Annotated in this window: 20 protein-coding genes and 1 tRNA gene; 15 read left to right on the top strand and 6 right to left on the bottom strand. The window is 48.5% G+C overall.

The genetic code is table 11. The features are described 5' to 3' along the window. Positions 1-13 precede the first annotated feature (13 nt). From CHI14_RS29390 to CHI14_RS29440, 11 genes are all read left to right on the top strand, one after another. Positions 14-84, top strand: a tRNA-Gly gene (locus CHI14_RS29390). A 312-nt stretch (positions 85-396) separates the two neighbouring features. Next, positions 397-2,262 (top strand): 3D-(3,5/4)-trihydroxycyclohexane-1,2-dione acylhydrolase (decyclizing), encoded by a 1,866-nt coding sequence (gene iolD / locus CHI14_RS29395; RefSeq protein WP_095293527.1) that lies wholly within the window; start codon positions 397-399, stop codon positions 2,260-2,262. A gap of 60 nt (positions 2,263-2,322) precedes the next feature. After that, positions 2,323-3,219, top strand: a complete 897-nt coding sequence (gene iolE / locus CHI14_RS29400) for a myo-inosose-2 dehydratase (RefSeq protein WP_095293528.1) — start codon at positions 2,323-2,325, stop codon at positions 3,217-3,219. Between the two features lie 189 nt (positions 3,220-3,408). Next, the gene (gene iolC / locus CHI14_RS29405; protein WP_095293529.1) at positions 3,409-4,419 is read left to right on the top strand and encodes a 5-dehydro-2-deoxygluconokinase; all 1,011 of its coding nucleotides are present in this window, start codon (positions 3,409-3,411) and stop codon (positions 4,417-4,419) included. Positions 4,420-4,467: 48 nt separating this feature from the next. Next, positions 4,468-5,943: a CoA-acylating methylmalonate-semialdehyde dehydrogenase gene (locus CHI14_RS29410; protein WP_283164018.1), complete on the top strand. Its 1,476-nt coding sequence runs from the start codon at positions 4,468-4,470 to the stop codon at positions 5,941-5,943. A 78-nt stretch (positions 5,944-6,021) separates the two neighbouring features. After that, positions 6,022-7,074, top strand: a complete 1,053-nt coding sequence (gene iolG / locus CHI14_RS29415) for an inositol 2-dehydrogenase (protein WP_095293530.1) — start codon at positions 6,022-6,024, stop codon at positions 7,072-7,074. A gap of 93 nt (positions 7,075-7,167) precedes the next feature. Continuing rightward, positions 7,168-7,974, top strand: a complete 807-nt coding sequence (iolB, locus tag CHI14_RS29420) for a 5-deoxy-glucuronate isomerase (RefSeq protein ID WP_095293531.1) — start codon at positions 7,168-7,170, stop codon at positions 7,972-7,974. A gap of 126 nt (positions 7,975-8,100) precedes the next feature. After that, positions 8,101-9,114, top strand: a complete 1,014-nt coding sequence (locus CHI14_RS29425) for a LacI family DNA-binding transcriptional regulator (RefSeq protein ID WP_095293532.1) — start codon at positions 8,101-8,103, stop codon at positions 9,112-9,114. Between the two features lie 187 nt (positions 9,115-9,301). Then, positions 9,302-9,946 (top strand): hypothetical protein, encoded by a 645-nt coding sequence (locus CHI14_RS29430; protein WP_095293533.1) that lies wholly within the window; start codon positions 9,302-9,304, stop codon positions 9,944-9,946. Between the two features lie 42 nt (positions 9,947-9,988). Then, entirely contained in the window at positions 9,989-10,486 is a 498-nt protein-coding gene (locus CHI14_RS29435; RefSeq protein WP_095293534.1) for a hypothetical protein, read from the top strand. Beyond that, the gene (locus CHI14_RS29440) at positions 10,483-10,983 is read left to right on the top strand and encodes a GNAT family N-acetyltransferase (protein WP_095293535.1); all 501 of its coding nucleotides are present in this window, start codon (positions 10,483-10,485) and stop codon (positions 10,981-10,983) included. Before CHI14_RS29435 ends, CHI14_RS29440 begins: the two co-directional genes overlap by 4 nt. A gap of 80 nt (positions 10,984-11,063) precedes the next feature. Here the strand turns inward: CHI14_RS29440 and CHI14_RS29445 are convergent, their stop codons facing one another. The 3 genes from CHI14_RS29445 to CHI14_RS29455 form a co-directional block, all read right to left on the bottom strand. Continuing rightward, positions 11,064-11,423, bottom strand: coding sequence for a hypothetical protein (locus tag CHI14_RS29445; RefSeq protein ID WP_095293536.1), 360 nt, complete (start codon positions 11,421-11,423; stop codon positions 11,064-11,066). A 288-nt stretch (positions 11,424-11,711) separates the two neighbouring features. Next, positions 11,712-12,512 carry a DUF4261 domain-containing protein gene (locus CHI14_RS29450; protein WP_095293537.1) on the bottom strand — a complete coding sequence of 267 codons (801 nt, stop codon included), beginning with the start codon at positions 12,510-12,512 and terminating at the stop codon, positions 11,712-11,714. A 120-nt stretch (positions 12,513-12,632) separates the two neighbouring features. Next, on the bottom strand, positions 12,633-12,989 hold the full coding sequence (locus CHI14_RS29455; protein ID WP_170948314.1) for a DUF1304 domain-containing protein: 357 nt from the start codon (positions 12,987-12,989) through the stop codon (positions 12,633-12,635). Between the two features lie 241 nt (positions 12,990-13,230). Between CHI14_RS29455 and CHI14_RS29460 the strand changes: the two genes are divergently transcribed. Then, a complete protein-coding gene (locus CHI14_RS29460; protein WP_095293539.1) occupies positions 13,231-14,451 on the top strand; it encodes an MFS transporter in 1,221 nt (406 codons plus the stop codon). Positions 14,452-14,551: 100 nt separating this feature from the next. Next, entirely contained in the window at positions 14,552-15,085 is a 534-nt protein-coding gene (locus tag CHI14_RS29465) for an MOSC domain-containing protein (protein ID WP_095293540.1), read from the top strand. Here the strand turns inward: CHI14_RS29465 and CHI14_RS29470 are convergent. Beyond that, positions 15,069-15,908, bottom strand: coding sequence for a helix-turn-helix transcriptional regulator (locus tag CHI14_RS29470; RefSeq protein ID WP_095293541.1), 840 nt, complete (start codon positions 15,906-15,908; stop codon positions 15,069-15,071). The genes CHI14_RS29465 and CHI14_RS29470 overlap by 17 nt on opposite strands. A 74-nt stretch (positions 15,909-15,982) precedes the next feature. Then, positions 15,983-16,720: a WecB/TagA/CpsF family glycosyltransferase gene (locus CHI14_RS29475; RefSeq protein ID WP_095293542.1), complete on the bottom strand. Its 738-nt coding sequence runs from the start codon at positions 16,718-16,720 to the stop codon at positions 15,983-15,985. Positions 16,721-17,087: 367 nt separating this feature from the next. Between CHI14_RS29475 and CHI14_RS29480 the strand changes: the two genes are divergently transcribed. After that, positions 17,088-17,537, top strand: coding sequence for an SRPBCC family protein (locus tag CHI14_RS29480; protein ID WP_095293543.1), 450 nt, complete (start codon positions 17,088-17,090; stop codon positions 17,535-17,537). 97 nt (positions 17,538-17,634) lie between these two features. On the opposite strand, the gene pyk is transcribed toward CHI14_RS29480, so the two are convergent. Next, a complete protein-coding gene (gene pyk, locus CHI14_RS29485) occupies positions 17,635-19,050 on the bottom strand; it encodes a pyruvate kinase (RefSeq protein WP_095293544.1) in 1,416 nt (471 codons plus the stop codon). Between the two features lie 111 nt (positions 19,051-19,161). Between pyk and CHI14_RS29490 the strand changes: the two genes are divergently transcribed. Then, positions 19,162-19,941: a helix-turn-helix transcriptional regulator gene (locus CHI14_RS29490; protein WP_095293545.1), complete on the top strand. Its 780-nt coding sequence runs from the start codon at positions 19,162-19,164 to the stop codon at positions 19,939-19,941. Positions 19,942-19,971 lie beyond the last annotated feature (30 nt).

Here is a 19,971-nt window from a genome sequence, read left to right on the forward strand (position 1 = left end):
TATTATTTTTTACGCGGGTGTAGTTCAATGGTAGAACTTTAGCCTTCCAAGCTAATAGCGTGGGTTCGATTCCCATCACCCGCTTACCGATATAGAGAAAAAAGAGATGATCATGATCATCTCTTTTTTTTGTGCTTTTAAGGTTTTCACAAGATTACATACTCTGCAATTACATCCTTTTAAACTTAAACAAATACAATTAACCCTGTAATATGTTGATTAGCAGCGTATAGAGCAGATTAGACTTTATTTTTAATAAAACGCTTACAAAAATATCTTGCCTATTTAGCCATGATGTAATACTATACCAATTAAGCGCTTAACCTTCATGGGTAAGGCGCTTGAACTTAACGTAGATTAAGCGCTTTACCCATGAGGGGAAAGGAGACGAAATCCATGACAACGATCCGGCTGACCATGGCCCAGGCACTGCTCCGCTATCTGGACCAGCAGTATATTTCCGTAGATGGTGTGGAGACCAAATTCGTGAAGGGAGTTATCGGTATTTTCGGACACGGTAATGTTACAGGAATAGGAGAGGCACTGGAACGCAGCCCAGGAAGTCTGACGTACATGCAAGGCAAGAATGAACAGGGTATGGTACACACTGCAGCGGCTTATGCCAAGCAGAAGAATCGCAGGCAAATCTACGCGTGTACCACATCGATCGGCCCAGGTGCGTTGAATATGATTACCGCAGCTGCAACAGCGACAGTGAACCGGATTCCTGTACTTCTGCTTCCCGGAGATAACTTTGCCACACGTGAACCGGACCCCGTACTGCAACAGCTTGAGGTGAGCAGTGATTATACCGTCTCGGCTACAGACCCATTTAAAGCGGTCAGCAAGTATTGGGATCGTATTGTACGTCCTGAACAGTTAATGATTGCTGTAACACAGGCGATGCGTGTTCTCACGGATCCAGCGGAGACGGGAGCGGTAACGCTGGCACTGCCGCAGGATGTGCAGGCAGAGGCGTACGATTACCCGGAAGCGTTCTTCGCCCGCAAGGTGCATTATCTGGACCGCCGCCCCCCGGTCCAGGCAGCCATTGAACGGGCCGCGGAGCAGCTGGCCCGTGGTAGGAAGCCGCTGCTGGTTGCTGGCGGCGGTGTGTTGTATTCCGAGGCGTCTGTTCAGCTCGCTGCCTTCGCCGAGGCATTCGGCATTCCGGTTGCCGAGACCCAGGCTGGCAAGAGTGCACTGTCCTGGGACCATCCACTCAATGTGGGGGCCATCGGGGTTACAGGCTCGCTGGCGGCAAACCGACTCGCGAGAGAAGCAGATGTAGTGATCGGCGTCGGCACCCGGTTCTCGGATTTCACGACGGCGTCCCGATCCGCTTTTCAGCATCCAGAAGTGACATTTATCAACTTAAACCTGAACGGTATGGATGCAGCCAAGCTGGGCGGGGAAGCCATCCTGGCAGATGCACGGGAAGGGCTGCAAGCCCTGCAAACGGCAATGCAGGTTCGAGGATACCGTAGCGGCTACGGCCCATCCGAAGTTGCTGACTTGCGAGATGAATGGAACCGAGAAGTAGATCGGTTATATGAACTAAAGCACGAAGCCGGCTTGGCACAGACCACTGCCGTTGGAATTATTAATCGGACCATCGATCCATCTTCCATCATTGTGTGTGCAGCGGGAAGCCTGCCCGGAGATTTGCATCGCCTATGGCGAGCGGCAGCACCGAAGACGTATCACATGGAATACGGCTTCTCCTGTATGGGCTATGAGGTGAGTGGTGCGTTTGGAGCAGCGCTTGCCGAGCCGGATCGGGAAGTATATGCCATGGTTGGTGACGGCAGTTACCTGATGCTGCATTCGGAGCTGGTGACCAGCCTGCAGGAACAGAAGAAGTTTACCATTTTGCTATTCAATAACAATGGATTCCAATGCATTCATAATTTGCAGCGTGAGCACGGCAGTGACGGATTCGGCAACGAGTTTCGTTATAGGGAATCGGAGAGTGGGCGACTGACAGGGGATTACCTGCCGATGGATTTCGCAGCACATGCCCGCAGTCTGGGAGCACAGGCATATCGAGCGGAAACAGCAGAGCAGCTGGAGCAGGCACTCAGGGATGCAAGGAATGAGAGTGTGACGACACTTATCGAGATTCCGGTTGTACCAGGGACCAATGCAGGAGGATATGAATCCTGGTGGAATGTTGGCGTGCCGGAAGTATCAACGGAAGAAAAGGTGGTAAATGCTCATCATGCAATGCAAGCCAGCCGTGCCAAAGCAAAGCTCATTTAATTCAGCACCGTTTATCTGAACAGACAAGATGCTGAACTCTAATAAAGGAGACGTGGAGCCATGAACAAGCTGCCATTTCAGCTCGGAATTCATCCGATCAACTGGGTCGGCGAGGATGTGAAGGAGCATGGGGACAATACGACGTGTGAGCAGATTCTGGATGATATTCAGCGACTCGGCCTGACCGGTACGGAGATGGGGCGCAAATATCCAACGGATCCAGCCGCACTGCGTGAGGAATTAGATAAGCGTAATATCCGTCTCGTTTCCCAGTGGAAGTCGGTATTGCTCTCCGACCAGGCATACCGGAAATCAGAGCTGGACAGCTATCGCAGACACACGGAGTTTCTGCAATCGATGGGCAGTACGGTGATTAGTACAGCAGAGGTCGGGGGTTCCCTACATTTTGATCCACGGCGGACTCCGCATGAGAAGGAAGTGCTGAGACTCAGTGAAACCGAGTGGCACATCCTTGCTGAAGGGTTGAACGAGGCTGGTGCCATTGCACGAGAACATGGATTGAAACTGACATACCATCACCATGGCGGCACCGTAGTGGAACGGCCGGAGGAGATCGACCGGTTGATGGAATTGACCGATCCTACTCTCGTTTACTTGCTTTATGACACGGGTCATGCCTACTACGGGGGAGCCGATCCACTTGCTCTGCTGCGTAAGCATTATAACCGGATTGCCTATATCCACTTGAAAGATATCCGTCCCGATGTACTGGATGAGGCACGGGTAGCACAATCTGATTTTGTCGGCTGTATTCGCAAAGGGGTATTTACTGTACCCGGGGATGGATGCATTGATTTTGCACCGATTCTGCAGGAATTGGTTGATCGGGGATACGATGGGTGGGCGATGCTTGAAGGCGAGCAGGATCCTTCCATTCATAATCCATATGAGTATGCGAAACGTTCCCTCTTGTACATGAATTCAATAATTAGGTAGCCCATCTGATTCGGCATGAGTTTAATATATTTTCCATAGGGTTAGGTAACGAAGGTGTTTTTCATATATGCATAGCAAAATACCAATGTAGACAGAAGGCGTAGTCGGAGAGAAGAATATATTTTATCTGGATCGGTCAGCACCTTCAATCTAGAACACTATTCCATTCACAGAAAGGGGTTCTGAGCCATGGCTTACGTTTCCTTTCCTGCTTCCAGGAAGACGGATTTTACCGCAATCGGAAGACTGTGCATTGACTTGAACGCCAATGAGATTAACCGTCCGATGGAAGAGACGATGACGTTTACGAAGTATGTAGGTGGATCTCCGGCCAATATTGCGATTGGCATGTCCAGGCTCGGCATGGAGACGGCCTTTATCGGAAAAATCGCCAATGACCAGATGGGAAGGTTTATCCATAGTTATCTGGAACGCAACGGAATTGATACGTCCAATGTGGTAACCGATGACACAGGAGCAGTGACAGGGCTTGCTTTTACCGAGATCAAAAGTCCAACCGACTGCAGCATACTGATGTACCGCGACCATGTAGCTGATCTGCTGTTACAAGCCCGTGAAGTCCAGGAGCAGCTGATCGAGGGTTCCAAAGTGCTGCTAATTTCCGGAACGGCTCTTGCCCAGAGCCCATCTCGTGAAGCGGTATTTCAGGCATTAACGTATGCCAAAAAGCATGGAACCGTCATTGTATTTGATCTCGATTATCGTCCCTACACCTGGACATCGGCGGAAGAAACAGCAGTGTATTACAACCTTGCAGCCGAAAAATGCGACATCATCCTGGGTACCCGTGAGGAATTCGACATGATGGAGACGTTTGACCATAATACACAGCGCAGCGATCAGGTGACCTCGCAAAAGTGGTTTGATTACTCAGCGAAAATTGTCGTTATCAAGCATGGCAAGGAGGGCTCCATTGCCTATACCCGCGAGGGGCTATCCCATCGTGCAGACAGCTACCCAGCGCGTGTGGTGAAGACATTTGGAGCTGGCGACTCCTACGCAGCAGGGTTCCTGTACGGATTAATGCAGAATTGGACGATTGAACGCAGTATGGCGTATGGCAGCGCAGCAGCAAGTATCGTCATCTCTAGTCACAGCTGCTCGGATGCGATGCCAACGGTGGATCAGGTGAATGACTATATTGATCGCTGCAATCGGGGCGAGATTACAGTGTCCTGAATCACTAAGGAATAGCTGCAACATATATAAGCGAAGGGAGACAGGGCTATGGGAAAAGGGATTTCGGAAGCGTCTACAACCGTGACGATGGTACAAAACTGGATCGGGGGTGCCTGGGTAGCCCCGGCGGCAACCCGAACCGAGCCGGTTATGAATCCGGCTACGGAGGAAATCATTGCATACGTACCGCTGTCAGAACAGGCTGACGTGGACCTCGCCGTCCAAACGGCAAGAGAGGCATTTCCATCCTGGAGCAGCACGCCAGTTCCTCGCCGTGCGCGTGTTTTGTTCCGCTACCAGCAGTTGCTGGTGGAACACTGGGAAGAACTCGCCCGGCTGGTCACATTGGAGAACGGCAAAAGTTATGCCGAAGCCTATGGGGAAGTGCAGCGGGGCATTGAATGTGTTGAATTCTCGGCGGGTGCCCCGAATCTGATGATGGGCAAGCAGCTGCCTGATATCGCCACAGGGCTGGAATCAGGCATGTATCGGTACCCGATCGGCGTTATAGGGGGGATCACCCCTTTCAACTTCCCAATGATGGTACCGTGCTGGATGTTCCCGCTGGCGATTGCGTGCGGAAATACCTTTGTACTGAAGCCCTCCGAGCGAACACCGCTGCTCGCAGGGCGCCTAGCTGAGCTGTTCAAGGAAGCCGGGCTTCCGGACGGTGTACTTAACATCGTTCACGGTGCGCATGACGTCGTGAACGGACTGCTTGAACATCAGGATGTTCAAGCCATCTCTTTTGTCGGCTCACAGCCTGTGGCTGAATACGTCTACACTACTGCATCCGCACACGGAAAACGGGTGCAGGCACTCGCCGGTGCCAAAAACCACTCGATCGTCATGCCGGATGCCGACCTTGACCTGACGGTGAAGGAGATCACCAGTGCAGCTTTTGGCTCAGCCGGAGAGCGGTGCATGGCCTGTTCGGTTGTCGTGGCCGTTGGTGATATTGCAGATGCGTTGGTACAAAAGCTGGTGGAAGCAGCAGACCGCATCACGATAGGCAATGGCTTAGATGAGGGTGTGTTCCTCGGTCCGGTCATTCGAGGTCCGCATAAAGAACGTACGCTCGGCTACATTGAATCCGGAGAACAGGAAGGTGCTGCCTTGATCCGCGATGGCCGCAAGGATGAAGCGGCAGGCACGTCCGGATATTTTGTTGGACCCACCATATTCGACGAGGTTCAGAGCAGCATGAAAATCTGGAAGGATGAGATCTTCGCCCCTGTGCTCTCCATAGCTAGAGTGGATACGCTCGAGGAAGCAGTCCAGCTGGCGAATCGTTCCGACTTTGCCAATGGGGCGTGCCTGTTCACTCGTAGCGGAGCGAGCATGCGACAATTCCGTGAAACGATTGATGCAGGCATGCTTGGCATTAACCTGGGCGTACCTGCGCCAATGGCCTTTTTCCCTTTTTCCGGCTGGAAGAAATCCTTCTACGGTGACCTGCACGCCAACGGTACGGATGGTGTTGAATTTTATACGCGCAAAAAGATGGTGACGGCCCGCTGGTAACAACCCTGGGCATAATCCAGACCAAGAGGGAGAGACCTCATCCGATAGAGAGCGAACAGGGACAGGGAGGATAACAAAATGGGCAAGGACAGAGTGAGAATTGGCATTATCGGTGCCGGGCGGATCGGTAAAATTCATGCAGACAATCTCCTGCGCAACCCGCATGCCGAAATTGTAGGAATCAGTGATTTGTTTGCGGGGCCTGAGCTGGAGGCTTGGGCCTCCGTACGGGGAATTTCGGTTGTAACGACAGACAGCAGTCAGCTTATCTCGATGCCGAACGTCGATGCTGTGCTGATCTGCTCCTCGACGGATACGCATGTACCCTTAATTGAGCAAGCAGCGAAAGCGGGCAAACATATTTTCTGCGAGAAACCGGTCAGTATGGATTTGGCTCAGACCCAAGCGGCTGTGGCGGCTGTGCAAAAGGCTGGCGTGAAGCTGCAAATCGGATTCAACCGCCGTTTCGATCACAACTTCAAACGGGTGCGGGGCCACGTGCAGGAGGGGACGATCGGCGATCCGCATATTATCAAAATCACTTCACGGGACCCAAGCCCGCCGCCCGCAGAGTATATCCGGGTATCTGGCGGGATTTTCATGGATATGATGATTCACGATTTTGATATGGCACGTTATCTGTCGGGAAGTGAAGTTGAGGAAGTATATGCCCAAGGGAACGTGCTGATCCACCCTGTTTTTGCAGAGCATGGAGATGTGGACACAGCCATTGTGACGATGAGTTTTGAAAATGGAGCCATCGGTGTCATTGATAACAGCCGCCAAGCGGTATATGGATATGATCAGCGTGTCGAGGTGTTTGGCTCATTGGGCAGTGCAGCAGCTGCAAACGATCATCCCAATACGGCAGAGATTAGTACAGCGGCAGGGCTTATGCGGGATAAACCGCTACACTTTTTTCTGGAAAGATACAATGAGGCTTATGTGCAGGAGACGGCCCTTTTTATTGAAGCGATCCTGAAGGATACACCTGTTACTGTCGACGGCCATGATGCGGTTCAGGCTGAACGGATTGCACTGGCTGCAAGGATGTCCATGGAACAGGGGAGACCTGTCAAGCTGCGAGAAGTCACTGGGGTGACAATGGAATCTCAAACTGCATCGCCCTAAAAATTCAATTCAGCGTTCAAGCTATTGCAGATGATGTTTCTCTATGGATAGAAAACTAGATTGCCAGGGCGCACAGAAAGGAGAGGCTGCAGCATGTCAGAACGTATCGTAAAACCGGCAGCACATTTGGAGGGGGACGACACGCTTATACACGTAACTCCAGAGTCTGCTGGTTGGCAATATGTTGGGTTTCAGGTAGTACAGCTTGCAGAAGGGCAATCCTTCACCCGTGAGAGCGGTGATCAGGAACTCTGTATCGTACTGCTCAGCGGGCTGGCCCATATAAGTACGCGTGAGCATGCGTGGGAGAACGTTGGGAAGAGAATGAGCATATTTGAGAAAACCCCTCCTTATTCCGTCTATGTCTCTAGCTCCGATCAGGTGGAGATCAAGGCTCTTTCCGCATTGGAAATAGCCATATGTGCGGCACCAGGCAAAGGAACATATCCGGCTCGTCTCATCACACCGGAAGATGTCGGAGTAGAGACCCGCGGGTATGGCAATTTGGAGCGCCAGATTCATAACATTTTACCGGAACAGAAGGAAGCGGACAGTCTGCTCGTCGTTGAAGTATTTACGCCAGATGGACATTGGTCGAGTTATCCGCCGCATAAACATGACCGGGATGCCTTGCCTGAAGAATCACTACTGGAGGAGACCTATTACTTCCGGGTACAGCCAGAGCAGGGGTTTGCCATTCAACGCATTTACACAGACGATCGATCTGTGGATGAGACACTGGCAGTGAACAATGGTGAAGTCGTGCTTGTCCCTTGCGGATACCACCCAGTAGGTGCTCCACCGGGATATGAGGTGTATTACCTTAATGTGATGGCGGGCCCGACTCGAACCTGGAAATTTTATAATGACCCTGACCATGATTGGCTGATGAAAAGGTAATTCGGTCTCATCAGCACCTTATAGTGTGGATTCGAGTTGCGTATGCAGATTTCCCCCTGCATAATGAGAAGAAAACGATTACCTATATATAAGGATCTTGTATATAGCACAGATGGGGAATTAACAATGAAAGCAACCATTTATGATATTGCACGAGAGGCGGGCGTATCCATTGCCACAGTCTCCCAGGTCATTAACGGCAAAGGCAAAATCAGTGAGAAGCGGCGCGCTGAGGTTATGGAGATCATGGAACGCCTTAACTATCAACCTAGCGCGATTGCAGCTGCACTTACAGGCAAGCAAACTTATACGCTCGGTTTGCTTGTGCCCGATATATCCAATCCGTATTTTGCCGAGCTTGCCAGAGCGGTAGAAGACCGGAGCCGCCAGCTGGGGTACAGCGTCGTGATCTGCAGCACGGATAATAAGGACGAGCGGGTAGAGCGCTATTTGAACCTGCTTCAGCAAAAAAGAGTCGATGGCATGATGATCGGAACGGGTATTGATAATGCCGAGATTTTGTCACCCCTTCTGCAGCAATCCATACCTGTTGCCTTAATCGCTCGTCAACTGCCGTCCCTCTCGGTTCACACCGTTGCGATCGATGACAGGCTTGGTGGCGCACTGGCTGCGCAGCATTTGCTTCAGTTGGGTCATACCCGCTTTGGGGTGGTGTCAGAGCCGCTCAAGGTCAGCAGCAGTAAGGAACGTGTACGCGGATTCCGCGAAGCAGTGGAGGAAGCAGGTCTTGCTCTTGAAACTTCCCAGGTCAGGGAATCAACCGCGGACATAAAATCAGCCAAACAGGAGGTGCTTGTGCTGCTCGGGCAAACCAACCAGCCAACCGGCATATTCTGTTGTAATGATATGCAGGCCATTGGTGCGCTGCAAGCAGCAAAAGAGCTCGGACTACGAGTCCCTGAAGATGTCTCCATCATCGGATTCGACAATACCATTCTCGCATCCGTGACCAATCCACCGCTCACGACGGTTGCCCAGCCTATTGAGGATTTGGGGCATCGTGCTGTGGATCTGCTGATCGATGAGTTGAAAGATGAGCATAAACGGCCACAGAAATTGGTTCTGAAACCCGAGCTGGTGATCAGAGAGTCAACGGGGGATGTCTCCATTCATTCTTGATTCAGGGATCCAGCATCACATCAGCTCGAGTGAGATATACAAACAAGCCGGATTCAACCTCGTAGGAGGGTGGATGCGGCTTATTCCGTTTGGATGGATGTATTAATATAGAACAATATATGGATGAAATGGTATACTGGAAATAACATAGGATATCCAATTTTTATACGATATAAGGATGAGAAAGATGGGTGATTTTATTAAAAGGTGGGTACTTCCTGCGTCCATATGTTTCATTGTGGGCTTATTGCTACTGGATTTTTCTTCTGGTCAGAAGGAGATCACTACAGAGTCAGCAGTTGAATCCCTCACACAGGATCCTTCTCAGACTAATGTGATGGACTGGGAAGTTACGAAACTATCTCCTGAACAGTTTCAAGAGAGATATACCGAACTTACGGGTGAGAGAACATCGAAGGAACCCGACAACCAGGAGCAAGAGTGCCAGAAGGCCGACACAACAGAGGAACAAACACCTTCACAAATCATGGAGTGCTACGACGCAGAGTACGCGGCCACTATAGCCCTGGAAGAGGGAATTTCAGCACAGGCAGGAGTTTTGGTACAAGTAAGAGAGGTCAGACTTGGTGACATGATACGAAAAGAGTTCTGTAAAGTGTACGATAACACCGGTTATCTCTCCTCCGATCATTCCAGCTCAATAGAACTTGTGGAAAATGTTGTGTTGGGTACATTGCAGGATCGCTCTCGATTACAGCTCAGTTTTAGTGGATACGTAGCACCCCCAGATAGAGAAGGAGAATGGGGAGCCCAGCATCAGAGGGCAAAGGATCCACAACATTTTAGCGGATCAGGATTTTTCCAACTATAGATGGATTCAGGCGCATATAGGTTAACGAGAGGGGGTCGATTTATGAATAGAAAAAGAAGGCTGATTATGGGGATCGTTGTTTTACTTGCCTTAGTAGCTACAGCGATACCCGTGTACATATCCCAACAACATACCACGTTTCGGGCAGAGGTTACGGATCACATGACCATGCTGGACAAATTCGACCGGTTAGAAATCACGAGATTTTCAAGTACATCGGGGGACAGGGAGGAAGTGATCATCAAGGATGCGGGGGAAATTCAGGACTTTCTGAAGGACTATAAAGACATTGAACTGAAAAAGATTAATCAGAAAGATAAAGAACGGGAATCTCCCTATTATTATGAGTGGCGTCTGATGATTAACAAAGAGGAACGTGAAATCAATGGTTTTGGAATTACCCTATATAACAAGCATTCAATGACGATCTATAACGGTAATGATACGCGAGATAAACTACAGGACTATAAGGTGTCGCAAGATATGAATTGGTACAAGATGGAGCGCCTCTTTGCCGAAATTAAGGAGGGAAAATCATGACCCTGTACCATGTGCGTCCTGTAGAGACGGAAGATGTTCCGTTCCTGTGGGAGATGTTATATGCTTCACTGCATACCCAGGGGGATGATGAACCCTTGGAACCTGGAATTGTCCATTCTCCAGAACTGTCCAAGTACGTGGAAGGCTGGGGAAGAGCAGGGGATTTTGGATATATCGCGGTAGATACATTAGGCAGGCGACTGGGTTCAATCACTTTACGTTTGTATGCTGAGCACAATGCCGGATACGGTTACGTGAACGCTGCTACACCAGAGATGGGCATGGCAGTCATTGAGGAAGCGCGGGGAAAGGGATTGGGCACTCTTCTGATGCAAGCGGCATTGGATGAAGCTCGGCAGAGGGGGATTCAGGCCGTGTCGCTGAGCGTAGATCCGAACAATGCAGCCATCCGTCTTTACCGGCGTTTTGGATTCGAGGAGATTGGGATGTGTGGTACATCGGTCACCATGTTATGTCGGCTTCATCCAGCCCTTTGAGTACTACGGGACAGGAGTCTAAATGGATCTGAACATAGAAGAAGCGTTTCCATCAGGGAACGCTTCTCTTATTTCTTCTCTTATTTCGTCAAAAATGCTAGTGCTTCATCATATGTTTCCCATTGGAATTCCGTCTGATGCTCCGATTCCTTGGAGATTCGATTCAGCTGCATCTTCGCAATGGCACTGCCGACCGCTACACTGGCACGTCTCATACCCCATTGTGTGAGCAGCTTTTGGTGCTCCACAATTTTCTCTTTGGTTTCCTGGGAGAAAGCTTTCATGTTTCGCATGTCCACCAGTACATCAAACGAATTATCCAATTGCTGCGCAATATGTTGAATTTCCCGATTCGTTTGTTCCACTTCTTCAGGGGAAACCATGCCATCCCAGATAATTTCAATAATAGGTTCCTTTGAATCCAAACGTCGTACAGACATACAGGCAACTCCCTCGTAAAATTATGTAATATATAAGTCTATTGACCTATTAATTATACCCGAAAATCGGGCGTTGAAACAAATTTTCGAGATTATATAATACTTATGAACTATTTTTATACTAGCAGAGTTAATTTTAGGGAATCTAGGATGAGAGTGAAATAGCCGCCCCAAAAATAATAGAGCCGCCCAGGTTAATGCTCTGGATAGCTCTATTTATTTCAGGAGACAAATAGGGGGATGCTGAGCTTGCCCCTGTGGATTGCTTCTTATATGACTACACGTTAATTAATATCCGATCTTCAGACTGCTGCCTTCTGTAGCTACTCCCTTGGAACGGGTAATCGGGAGTTTATGCTCAGCTGTAAACCCGAGGGTCTCTCCATCGTGCAAGGTGACGTCATTTTCAACCACATAGGTCATCGTCATAAACATCATTTCAAATACATCACTTAATGGGTTGGCTGAATGTATAATCTCGATCTCTTCTTTTCCGAAGTTACGCAATCCATACGTATAAGCTGAAGCGCCTTCCGCATTCTGATACATACCGATAAAAATCCATAGGGAAACAGGCAGCTCGTCCTGCTTGAGGATATAACTTGTCTCAACATACTGACGTGCCTCGACAACAAGTGGTGCCAAATATATGGCGAGTGCATGGTCCAGCTGTAACAGTGCACTTGCTGTCTTGGTAAACAGGATATGTCCCTGGATCGCATCCGGTGCGTTCAGAACAGAGACGATAATCTGTGATTGATGCCTGGAAGTAACTTGTTCGGCTTCACGCCACAATATATTTAATTTGGCGTTCTCCTCTACTTCCCGGTCAGGAACAGGGGCACCGATATAAGCACATACCACCTGCATCCCATCTACCTCAAAGAAAAGATTGCCCTCTTCCGAACTCTCTTCGATATTAATATCCCAATCCTTCTTCATCGTGTGGATGAATTGATCAAAATCACAGTCATCCTGTTCCAAAAGGACAAAACCAACAATGGTTTCACTATGTGAAGAAGATTCGACGGCTCCGCCTACAGATACAGGTTCCTTTTTGCGACGCCGAAGCTTGTCAAACAGTCCCATGAGACATTCTCCTTTCCAAATCCATCACGGTAATGGGTAGAACTGATTCCATTATGACCTTACCATACCATACTTTGGTCTGTAATGAATAAGGGCAGTGAGTTACCACTCAAGAGCTGATTAGAGGAAAAGCACCAGGAGCAATGCGATCATTGCTGGCAATCCTTGTTTGACGATAATAGACCGGGAAGCAGTTGCTCCTCCGTACAAGGCTGCGATGATGACACAAGCCAGGAAGAAGATCTGAATGTGCTGACCAATCACCGAGTCTGGATACACCAATCCCCAGATTAGCCCCGCTGCGAGAAAACCGTTGTAAAGCCCCTGGTTAGCTGCCAGAGACTTGGTTGATTCTGCGAATTGTGGTGTGAGACCAAAGGTTTTCATTGTACGTGGACGAGTCCACATAAACATCTCCATGATCATGATGTAAATGTGTTCAATGGCTACCAGAGCCACAAAAATTGAACCGATCAATACGAACACCTTGCTTTCTTTTATGTAATTTATTTCATTATCTTCTCAGTATAAATGTTTGCATCCACAACTTAAAGTATTAATTAAATTTTGCACAAATAAATTGGGTGAAATAAATATGGTAGGACGATTTAGCAAACAAATGATTGATTATTTACAAACAATAAATTATATTATCTATAAATAAACAAACAAACAATAATATAAATAGTTGTTTGAAAAGTCCGAAGGAGGAGTTTAAGTGTTTCGTAATCCATATGTCCGGACCATAGTCATTTCCCGATTACTTCTGCAATTGGGGATCTGGGTACGCAATTTTGCCATACTCTTATATGTGACTGATCTGACCAACAATGATCCGCAGGCCGTATCATGGATATCTGTGGCCGAGTATGCACCCATCTTTATTTTTGCAATAATCGGAGGAACCTTCGCTGATCGCTGGAGGCCCAAACATACCATGGTGTGGTGTGATCTGCTTTCGTCACTTTCTGCGGTAGTTGTGCTGGTTGCCTTAATGTTTGGTCCCTGGTATTCAGTGTTGTTGGGTACCTTGGTTTCAGCAGTTTTCTCTCAATTCTCACAGCCCTCTGCAATGAAACTGTTTAAGCAGCATGTCCCAGGTGAGGGGTTGCAGGGAGTAATGGCCATGTTTCAAACGATGGTTGCTGTCTTTATGGTGGTTGGTCCCATGATCGGAACGGTCATCTATCAGAACTACGGGATCGAAGTATCTCTTGTTCTTACAGCTGTGATGTTTCTGCTATCCGGGCTGGTTCTCTCTCGGTTACCTAAAGATGAAGTAGGAACTGCGGGTAAAAGTGTGCAGGGCTCCTTCCATCAAGAGCTGGCTGAGGGATTTCGATATGTGTACGCCAATGTTGCTCTGCGGACGTTGGTCATGACTTTTGCAGTATCCGGGCTGGCTGCAGGGTTGATACAACCGTTGATGCTCTTTGTTGTCATCGATAATCTGGGGCAGGACAAAACTTTTCTGCAGTGGCTGCTCATGGTTAATGGTGCAGCCATGCTGGTCGGGGGCGCAATCATCATGAGTGCAGCCAAAAAACTTCAGCCTCAAGTGCTGCTCGCTGCAGGTTTGCTGATCAGTGCGTTCGGAACAATCATGATGGGCTGGTCCACCAACATTCTGCTGACCATGATCGCTCAGGTGATTAACGGTTTCTTTTATCCTTGGATTCATGTAGGCATTCAGACGATGATTATGCGCAATACGGATACGACCTTCATTGGCCGAGTGGGAGGGGCAGTTACTCCGGTGTTTATGGGCATGATGGTCATTAGCATGTCGTTCGCAGGTTATCTAATGAATCAATTGAACCTAACGACGGTAGTTACCGTGAGTGGTGTACTCTTTCTGGCAGGTGCGTTCATTTTGTTGCTGATGCTACCTAAGGGGAAGGGAGTTAGCGGATCTCACGTGATGAGGAGCTCAGAGTAAGATCATTTGCAGGATCAACAAATGCCGATTGCTGAAGTCTGCCTGTTGGGTAATAATATACTCGAAGAGATGAATTGCTCATGGAAAAGAGGAGGTTGGCATGGGAACCGTTCAATTCGTGCTGCTTGCAGATGATCCATCGACGTTTGTTACGCGGACCGTACCGTTAATTGATATTGAGCTTGCTGGAATACCGGGAGACCGTCATTATGGCCTGCTGCGTCCCGCGGACTCCAGACAGAAGATATATAAGCGGGGCACGACGATTGCCAATCGTCGGCAGATTAGTATTGTGTCGGAGGAGGAATGTGCTCTCATCGCAGAGAAAATGAACATTCTCGAAATTCGTCCGGAATGGCTTGGTGCCAATATGATGGTTCGTGGCATTGACCGCTTAACTGAGCTGCCTGCCGGAACGCGGCTTCTGTTTCCTGACGGGACAGGTTTGATATGTGAAGGGGAGAATCTTCCTTGTGTTCATCCAGGGAAAGTGATTGAGCAAGTCTATGAACAGGATGGTTTGCGCAAAAAATTCGTGCCTGCCGCCCGCAAAAAACGTGGTATTGTCTGCTCGGTTGAAAGGGAAGGTGCAATCCGTACTGGTGATACGATTGAAGTTATACGCCTGTCCTGATATTTGGGGGCAGGTTTTTGCGTGATTGAATGTATTCTTCGGGTGTACTCCCGATAATGGATTTAAAATCCTTGATGAAATGAGGCTGATCATGGTATCCAAGCTCCTGAGATAGCTTAACCAGATCGCAGTGAAGACCGCGGTCAATTAGTTCGGCTGCATTTTGCAGTCGGTAGAGCTTGATTACCGTTTTGGGGCCGATTCCTACATACTGATTGAACAGGCGCTGGAGTTTTCTTGTATGAATGTTCCAGAAAGACGACAGATCATCCACTCTCAACAGTTCCCGGTTCAGTTCAATCTGCTGCACGATATCGTGAACCAGTCTCGCTTGGGTATCCTCAGCAGGAAGGTGTGCACATAGAAGCTGATCCATGTAACTGACTTTATCGATATCACTGCCATCGGTGAGCAGTTGTTCTTCCAATGATGCTGCGCTGACGTCAAGCACACGGGAAACTTCCAACGGTCGTTGACACAATGATGAGACGGGGAGACGAACAAAGGGATAGAATCCTCCCGGTCGAAACTTTACGCCAAACACCTGCCCCTTTCCGCGAATGAGATAGGAGAATTTGCGTCCGGAAGGACCGAAGAAAAATGTGTTGCCCCGCTCAACGACCAGATTAACACAGGGATTGGGCACCACATGCTGTGGATAGGATTCAAGACCTGTTAGATCCCACGATACCATCCAGTAATGTTTAACAAAAGGACTGAGCGCTTCCGCAGGAGCATGCCGTGTCAGCTCATATCTTTTGTTGCCTTCGTCCAGTTGGAGCAGGCCCATGCTGGGCCTGCTGATATGGGTTGAGGATTCCATCTTGTTCATCTCCTCTGTATTTAATGTGGCTATCCCTGTGGTTGCAGGTACAGAAAAACATGGGTGTTGTAGGGTCACTTCTGCTCTCGAAACAGCAGTGCTCGAACAGCAAAACGTGGCAATATAAGCTGTCTTCGCCATCTTGAGGGCTGGCTGAGCAGCCGGTACAACCATTCCAGATTTAGCTTTTGCCACAAGGCCGGAGCACGTTTGGTCTTGCCTGCGACGATATCCAGGCTTCCTCCGACGCCAATGGCTACACGAGCATTCAGCAGATGGCGGTGTTTGTCGATCCAGTGCTCGGCATTCGGTGCTCCGAGTGCGACAATAAGGAAATCTGGTTGTGCATTGCGAATTTCCTCCACAATGTGTTCTTCCTCATCCGTTGAGAAAAACCCATGGTGCCTGCCGCTAACAGTTACACCCGAATAATTCTCCTCGATGACTTCCACTGCCCGTTGACTAACCTTCTCTTCTGCTCCAAGCAAATAGAAGGACCAATTTTTCCGGTTTCCCTCTTCCAATAAGCGGAATAACAGATCACAGCCGGTTACCCGCTCAGTCAATTGACCGCCTCGGAAGCGTGAGACCATCACGATGCCTGCCCCATCAGCGGTCACCAGTCCGGCTTGATCCACAATCGCCCGGAGTGTTTGGTTCTTTTGACACGACATGACGATTTCCGGGTTTCCCGTAATGACATGAAAGAGTTCAGTGCTACGCTGAGCTACAACATCACCTAGAATGGTGACGGTCTGCTCCATGGTAAGGTTGGGAAAAGGAATACCCATAATATTCGTAGTTTGGCTCATGTTTTGCTTCCTTTCTGATCACGCCCCACCAATGAATAGGGGCAAGCTCATGGTACCACTGCTGTTATTTCATTCCATTTTAGTATATCTGATCTTCTGGCAAAGAACTATATGGTTCAGTTATCAGTTGTGAAAAAGGCAACTTGCTAAAGCAAAGCACGGACTTTCCTTATCATTTTGTGATATATGGATTGGACTGTCCGGAGACTGCAAATGGTTTTAGGTTTTCTAAATTTGTTATTCTCTCTATAATCCTAATCTTATTTTTCCGGTTGTCGTGTTTTTACAATACGGAGTTAGGGGTATAACGATAGGATAGGAGTGCGAGTTGGTAGATCGCATATCCATTGCATAGAGGAGTGAGTTCATGGAATTAAAATATGAATTTTATATCAATGCCGGGCTGGAAGACGTGTGGAATGCCCTGATCTCACCTGATGGCACACGAAGCAGTTTCTTTGGCAGTGAACTTCGTTCCAATTTTCAACCAGGCCAGCCGTTTGCTTATGTAGGACCAGGTAATGATGGTGCTGAAACCGTCCATGTGTATGGTGACATTTTAGAATTCGAACCTTTATCCAGACTCAGTTATCGGGAGCATCCCGGACCCTCGTATCATGCGAATCATACAGATCTTGAATCCAGAGTGGTTTTCCAGCTCGAGACCGTGGGCGAATGCACCAAACTGACCTTGATCAATGATCAATTTACAGAGAATCATCCTTCCTATGCAAGCGCGCAGAGCAGCTGGTGGATGATATTAAGCAGTATCAAAACCTGGGCAGAGACAGGAAAAACGTTGGACTTCGGCTGGTAAAATAATACAACAAGTCGTCACATAAAAAAATCCACCGAATGGCAGCTTGTGCCTTCGGTGGATTTTATTTATCTATCTTTTAACGGTATCGATTGAATTATACTTGTTGAACCTTGATCAGGTTGGTATTACCGGATTGACCAATAGGTACACCTGCGGACAACACGATAATGTCACCTTTTTCGATATAACCCGTTTTGATTGCGTTACGTGTAGCAGATTCAAACATTTCATCCGTTGTCGTTACTTTGTCGCCCATAACCGGGATAACACCGGAGAGCAAACAGATTTTAGCGAGTACTTCTTCATGCTGAGTAACGGCGATGATCGGTGCTTTCGGACGGTACTTGGAGATCATGCGTGCCGTGAAGCCACTTTCTGTGGAAGTGATGATCGCTTTGGCATTCAGTACAAGAGAGGAACTTACAGCTCCCTGACTGATAACTTCCGTAATGTCGGCTACTTGTTGAGCGGACTTTTGACCGAATTGCTCTTTGTAATCGATCATCGTTTCAGCACGACGTGCAACAGCAGCCATTGTGCGAACAGATTGGACAGGGTATTTACCTGCAGCCGATTCACCGGACAGCATGACTACGTCTGCGCCTTGAAGAACGGCATTCGCTACGTCGCTGACTTCGGAACGGGTTGGACGCGGGTTAACTTGCATGGATTCCAGCATGTGGGTAGCAACGATAACCGGTTTACCTGCACGGTTACATTTGTCGATCATTTCTTTTTGCATCATAGGTACGTCTTCAATCGGTACTTCAACCCCGAGGTCACCACGAGCTACCATGATACCGTCAGAAGCTTCAATAATATCGTTCAGGTTGGTCATACCTTCCTGATTTTCAATTTTGGAGATAATCTGCACGTGCTCTGCACCGCGTTCTTTCAGGATGCTGCGAATTTCACGAATGTCATCGCCTTTGCGAACAAAGGAAGCGGCAATGATTTCGATATCGTTTTCGATCCCGAATCCGATGTGCATAACGTCACGCTCGGTTACACCAGGCAGAGTCGTTTTGATTCCTGGCAAGTTTACACCTTTACGTGGTTTAAGAATGCCGCCGCTGATGATTTTGCAATGAATATCCGAACCTTCTACAGAGAGTACAGTCAGGTCTACCAGACCATCGTCAATCAGGATGCGATCGCCAGGCTTCACAACGAGATTCAATTCAGGATAGTTTACGGAGATACGCTCTGCGTCACCCAGGATTTCTTCCGTTGTCAGAATAAGCTCTTTGCCTGCTTGCAAGTGGCAGGATGCTTCTTTCAGTTTGCCGATCCGAACTTCCGGTCCTTTGATGTCCATCATAATAGGGATATATTTGTTCAGTTCGGAAGCGGCTTGCCGGATGTTGTTAATCCGGGTAACGTGGTCTTCCAGCTCACCGTGAGCCATATTCAGACGGGCCACCGTCATGCCTTCCTGAATCATTACTTTCAATGTTTCGATCGAGTCACAAGCAGGTCCCATAGTACAAATAATCTTTGTTTTCAACATGCTGATTTCCTCCTCATATTTTGCTTATGTGTGTATTGTAGCGTTTTCTGTCGAATCAGGGTATGAACTATAGTACAATGATTGGAGTATAGTCCAGTAATGAGGTGAGTTATGATCACTCCGTTAGAAGTAAGGCATATTAATGGCGTCGGTTGGTACGAAGAAGCAGTGCAAACCGAAGGAACCTGGCGGCTTAGCTTGGTTACATATGGGAAATGTGTATATTGGGTGAACGGCGAGAAACAGATTATGGAGAAGGGTGAATTGTTGTTGATTCCCGGTGATGTCTCCTATTATGGCAAAAGCATTCCTACGGTAACGCACACTCAAATTGTTGTCCATTTGCAAGGAGATCACGCCGATGGATTGCCTGCATTAGAACGGGCAGAAGTGTTACGGCATAGACCTGGATGTTACGAGCTGATTCATGAACGCATGAAGGCGATTCACCAGCAGTGGCAGGAACGTCCTTCTTATTATGTCATGATGAGTCAGGCCTTATTGATGGAAGTGTTGATTTATGTGAATCGGGAACTGGATCGGGGAGTTATTCCACCAGAGAAACATATGCATGCAGAGCGGATGAAACGATACATTGAGCGCCATTACCGGGAAAAGTTAACGAAGGATGATCTCGGAGATGCGATTGGCAAGACACCCAATTATGCTGCAGCGTTGTTCAAAAGCATGACGAATCAAACGATCAGCCAGTATGTGCATGATCAGCGGATGAAACGAGCGTTATATCTCCTCACGGAGTCACAGTTGTCCATTCAGGAGATTGCGGAATTTCTTGGTTATCGGGACCTGTCGTACTTCTACCGCATTTTCAAGCGCATAACCGGAACCCAGCCTTCCGACTGGCTCCATGAGCGTCCTCCTGTGATTTGAGACGGAACTTTAACCCTGAAGGTGAGTCGG

It is taken from the genome of Paenibacillus sp. 7516 (genome assembly GCF_002272715.1).
GTDB classification, from domain to species: Bacteria; Bacillota; Bacilli; order Paenibacillales; family Paenibacillaceae; genus Paenibacillus; species Paenibacillus illinoisensis_A.

What these genes read in the sequence shown, in the direction of transcription:
- CHI14_RS29430 (WP_095293533.1), top strand. Translation starts at nt 9,302, where the DNA reads ATGGGTGATTTTATTAAAAGGTGGGTACTTCCTGCGTCCATATGTTTC.
- CHI14_RS29435 (WP_095293534.1), top strand. Translation starts at nt 9,989, where the DNA reads ATGAATAGAAAAAGAAGGCTGATTATGGGGATCGTTGTTTTACTTGCC.
- CHI14_RS29410 (WP_283164018.1), top strand. Translation starts at nt 4,468, where the DNA reads ATGGGAAAAGGGATTTCGGAAGCGTCTACAACCGTGACGATGGTACAA.
- CHI14_RS29450 (WP_095293537.1), bottom strand. Translation starts at nt 12,512, where the DNA reads ATGGGACTGTTTGACAAGCTTCGGCGTCGCAAAAAGGAACCTGTATCT.
- iolE (WP_095293528.1), top strand. Translation starts at nt 2,323, where the DNA reads ATGAACAAGCTGCCATTTCAGCTCGGAATTCATCCGATCAACTGGGTC.
- CHI14_RS29470 (WP_095293541.1), bottom strand. Translation starts at nt 15,908, where the DNA reads ATGGAATCCTCAACCCATATCAGCAGGCCCAGCATGGGCCTGCTCCAA.
- CHI14_RS29445 (WP_095293536.1), bottom strand. Translation starts at nt 11,423, where the DNA reads ATGTCTGTACGACGTTTGGATTCAAAGGAACCTATTATTGAAATTATC.
- CHI14_RS29480 (WP_095293543.1), top strand. Translation starts at nt 17,088, where the DNA reads ATGGAATTAAAATATGAATTTTATATCAATGCCGGGCTGGAAGACGTG.
- CHI14_RS29490 (WP_095293545.1), top strand. Translation starts at nt 19,162, where the DNA reads ATGATCACTCCGTTAGAAGTAAGGCATATTAATGGCGTCGGTTGGTAC.
- iolD (WP_095293527.1), top strand. Translation starts at nt 397, where the DNA reads ATGACAACGATCCGGCTGACCATGGCCCAGGCACTGCTCCGCTATCTG.
- CHI14_RS29475 (WP_095293542.1), bottom strand. Translation starts at nt 16,720, where the DNA reads ATGAGCCAAACTACGAATATTATGGGTATTCCTTTTCCCAACCTTACC.
- CHI14_RS29440 (WP_095293535.1), top strand. Translation starts at nt 10,483, where the DNA reads ATGACCCTGTACCATGTGCGTCCTGTAGAGACGGAAGATGTTCCGTTC.
- iolB (WP_095293531.1), top strand. Translation starts at nt 7,168, where the DNA reads ATGTCAGAACGTATCGTAAAACCGGCAGCACATTTGGAGGGGGACGAC.
- pyk (WP_095293544.1), bottom strand. Translation starts at nt 19,050, where the DNA reads ATGTTGAAAACAAAGATTATTTGTACTATGGGACCTGCTTGTGACTCG.
- iolC (WP_095293529.1), top strand. Translation starts at nt 3,409, where the DNA reads ATGGCTTACGTTTCCTTTCCTGCTTCCAGGAAGACGGATTTTACCGCA.
- CHI14_RS29465 (WP_095293540.1), top strand. Translation starts at nt 14,552, where the DNA reads ATGGGAACCGTTCAATTCGTGCTGCTTGCAGATGATCCATCGACGTTT.
- iolG (WP_095293530.1), top strand. Translation starts at nt 6,022, where the DNA reads ATGGGCAAGGACAGAGTGAGAATTGGCATTATCGGTGCCGGGCGGATC.
- CHI14_RS29425 (WP_095293532.1), top strand. Translation starts at nt 8,101, where the DNA reads ATGAAAGCAACCATTTATGATATTGCACGAGAGGCGGGCGTATCCATT.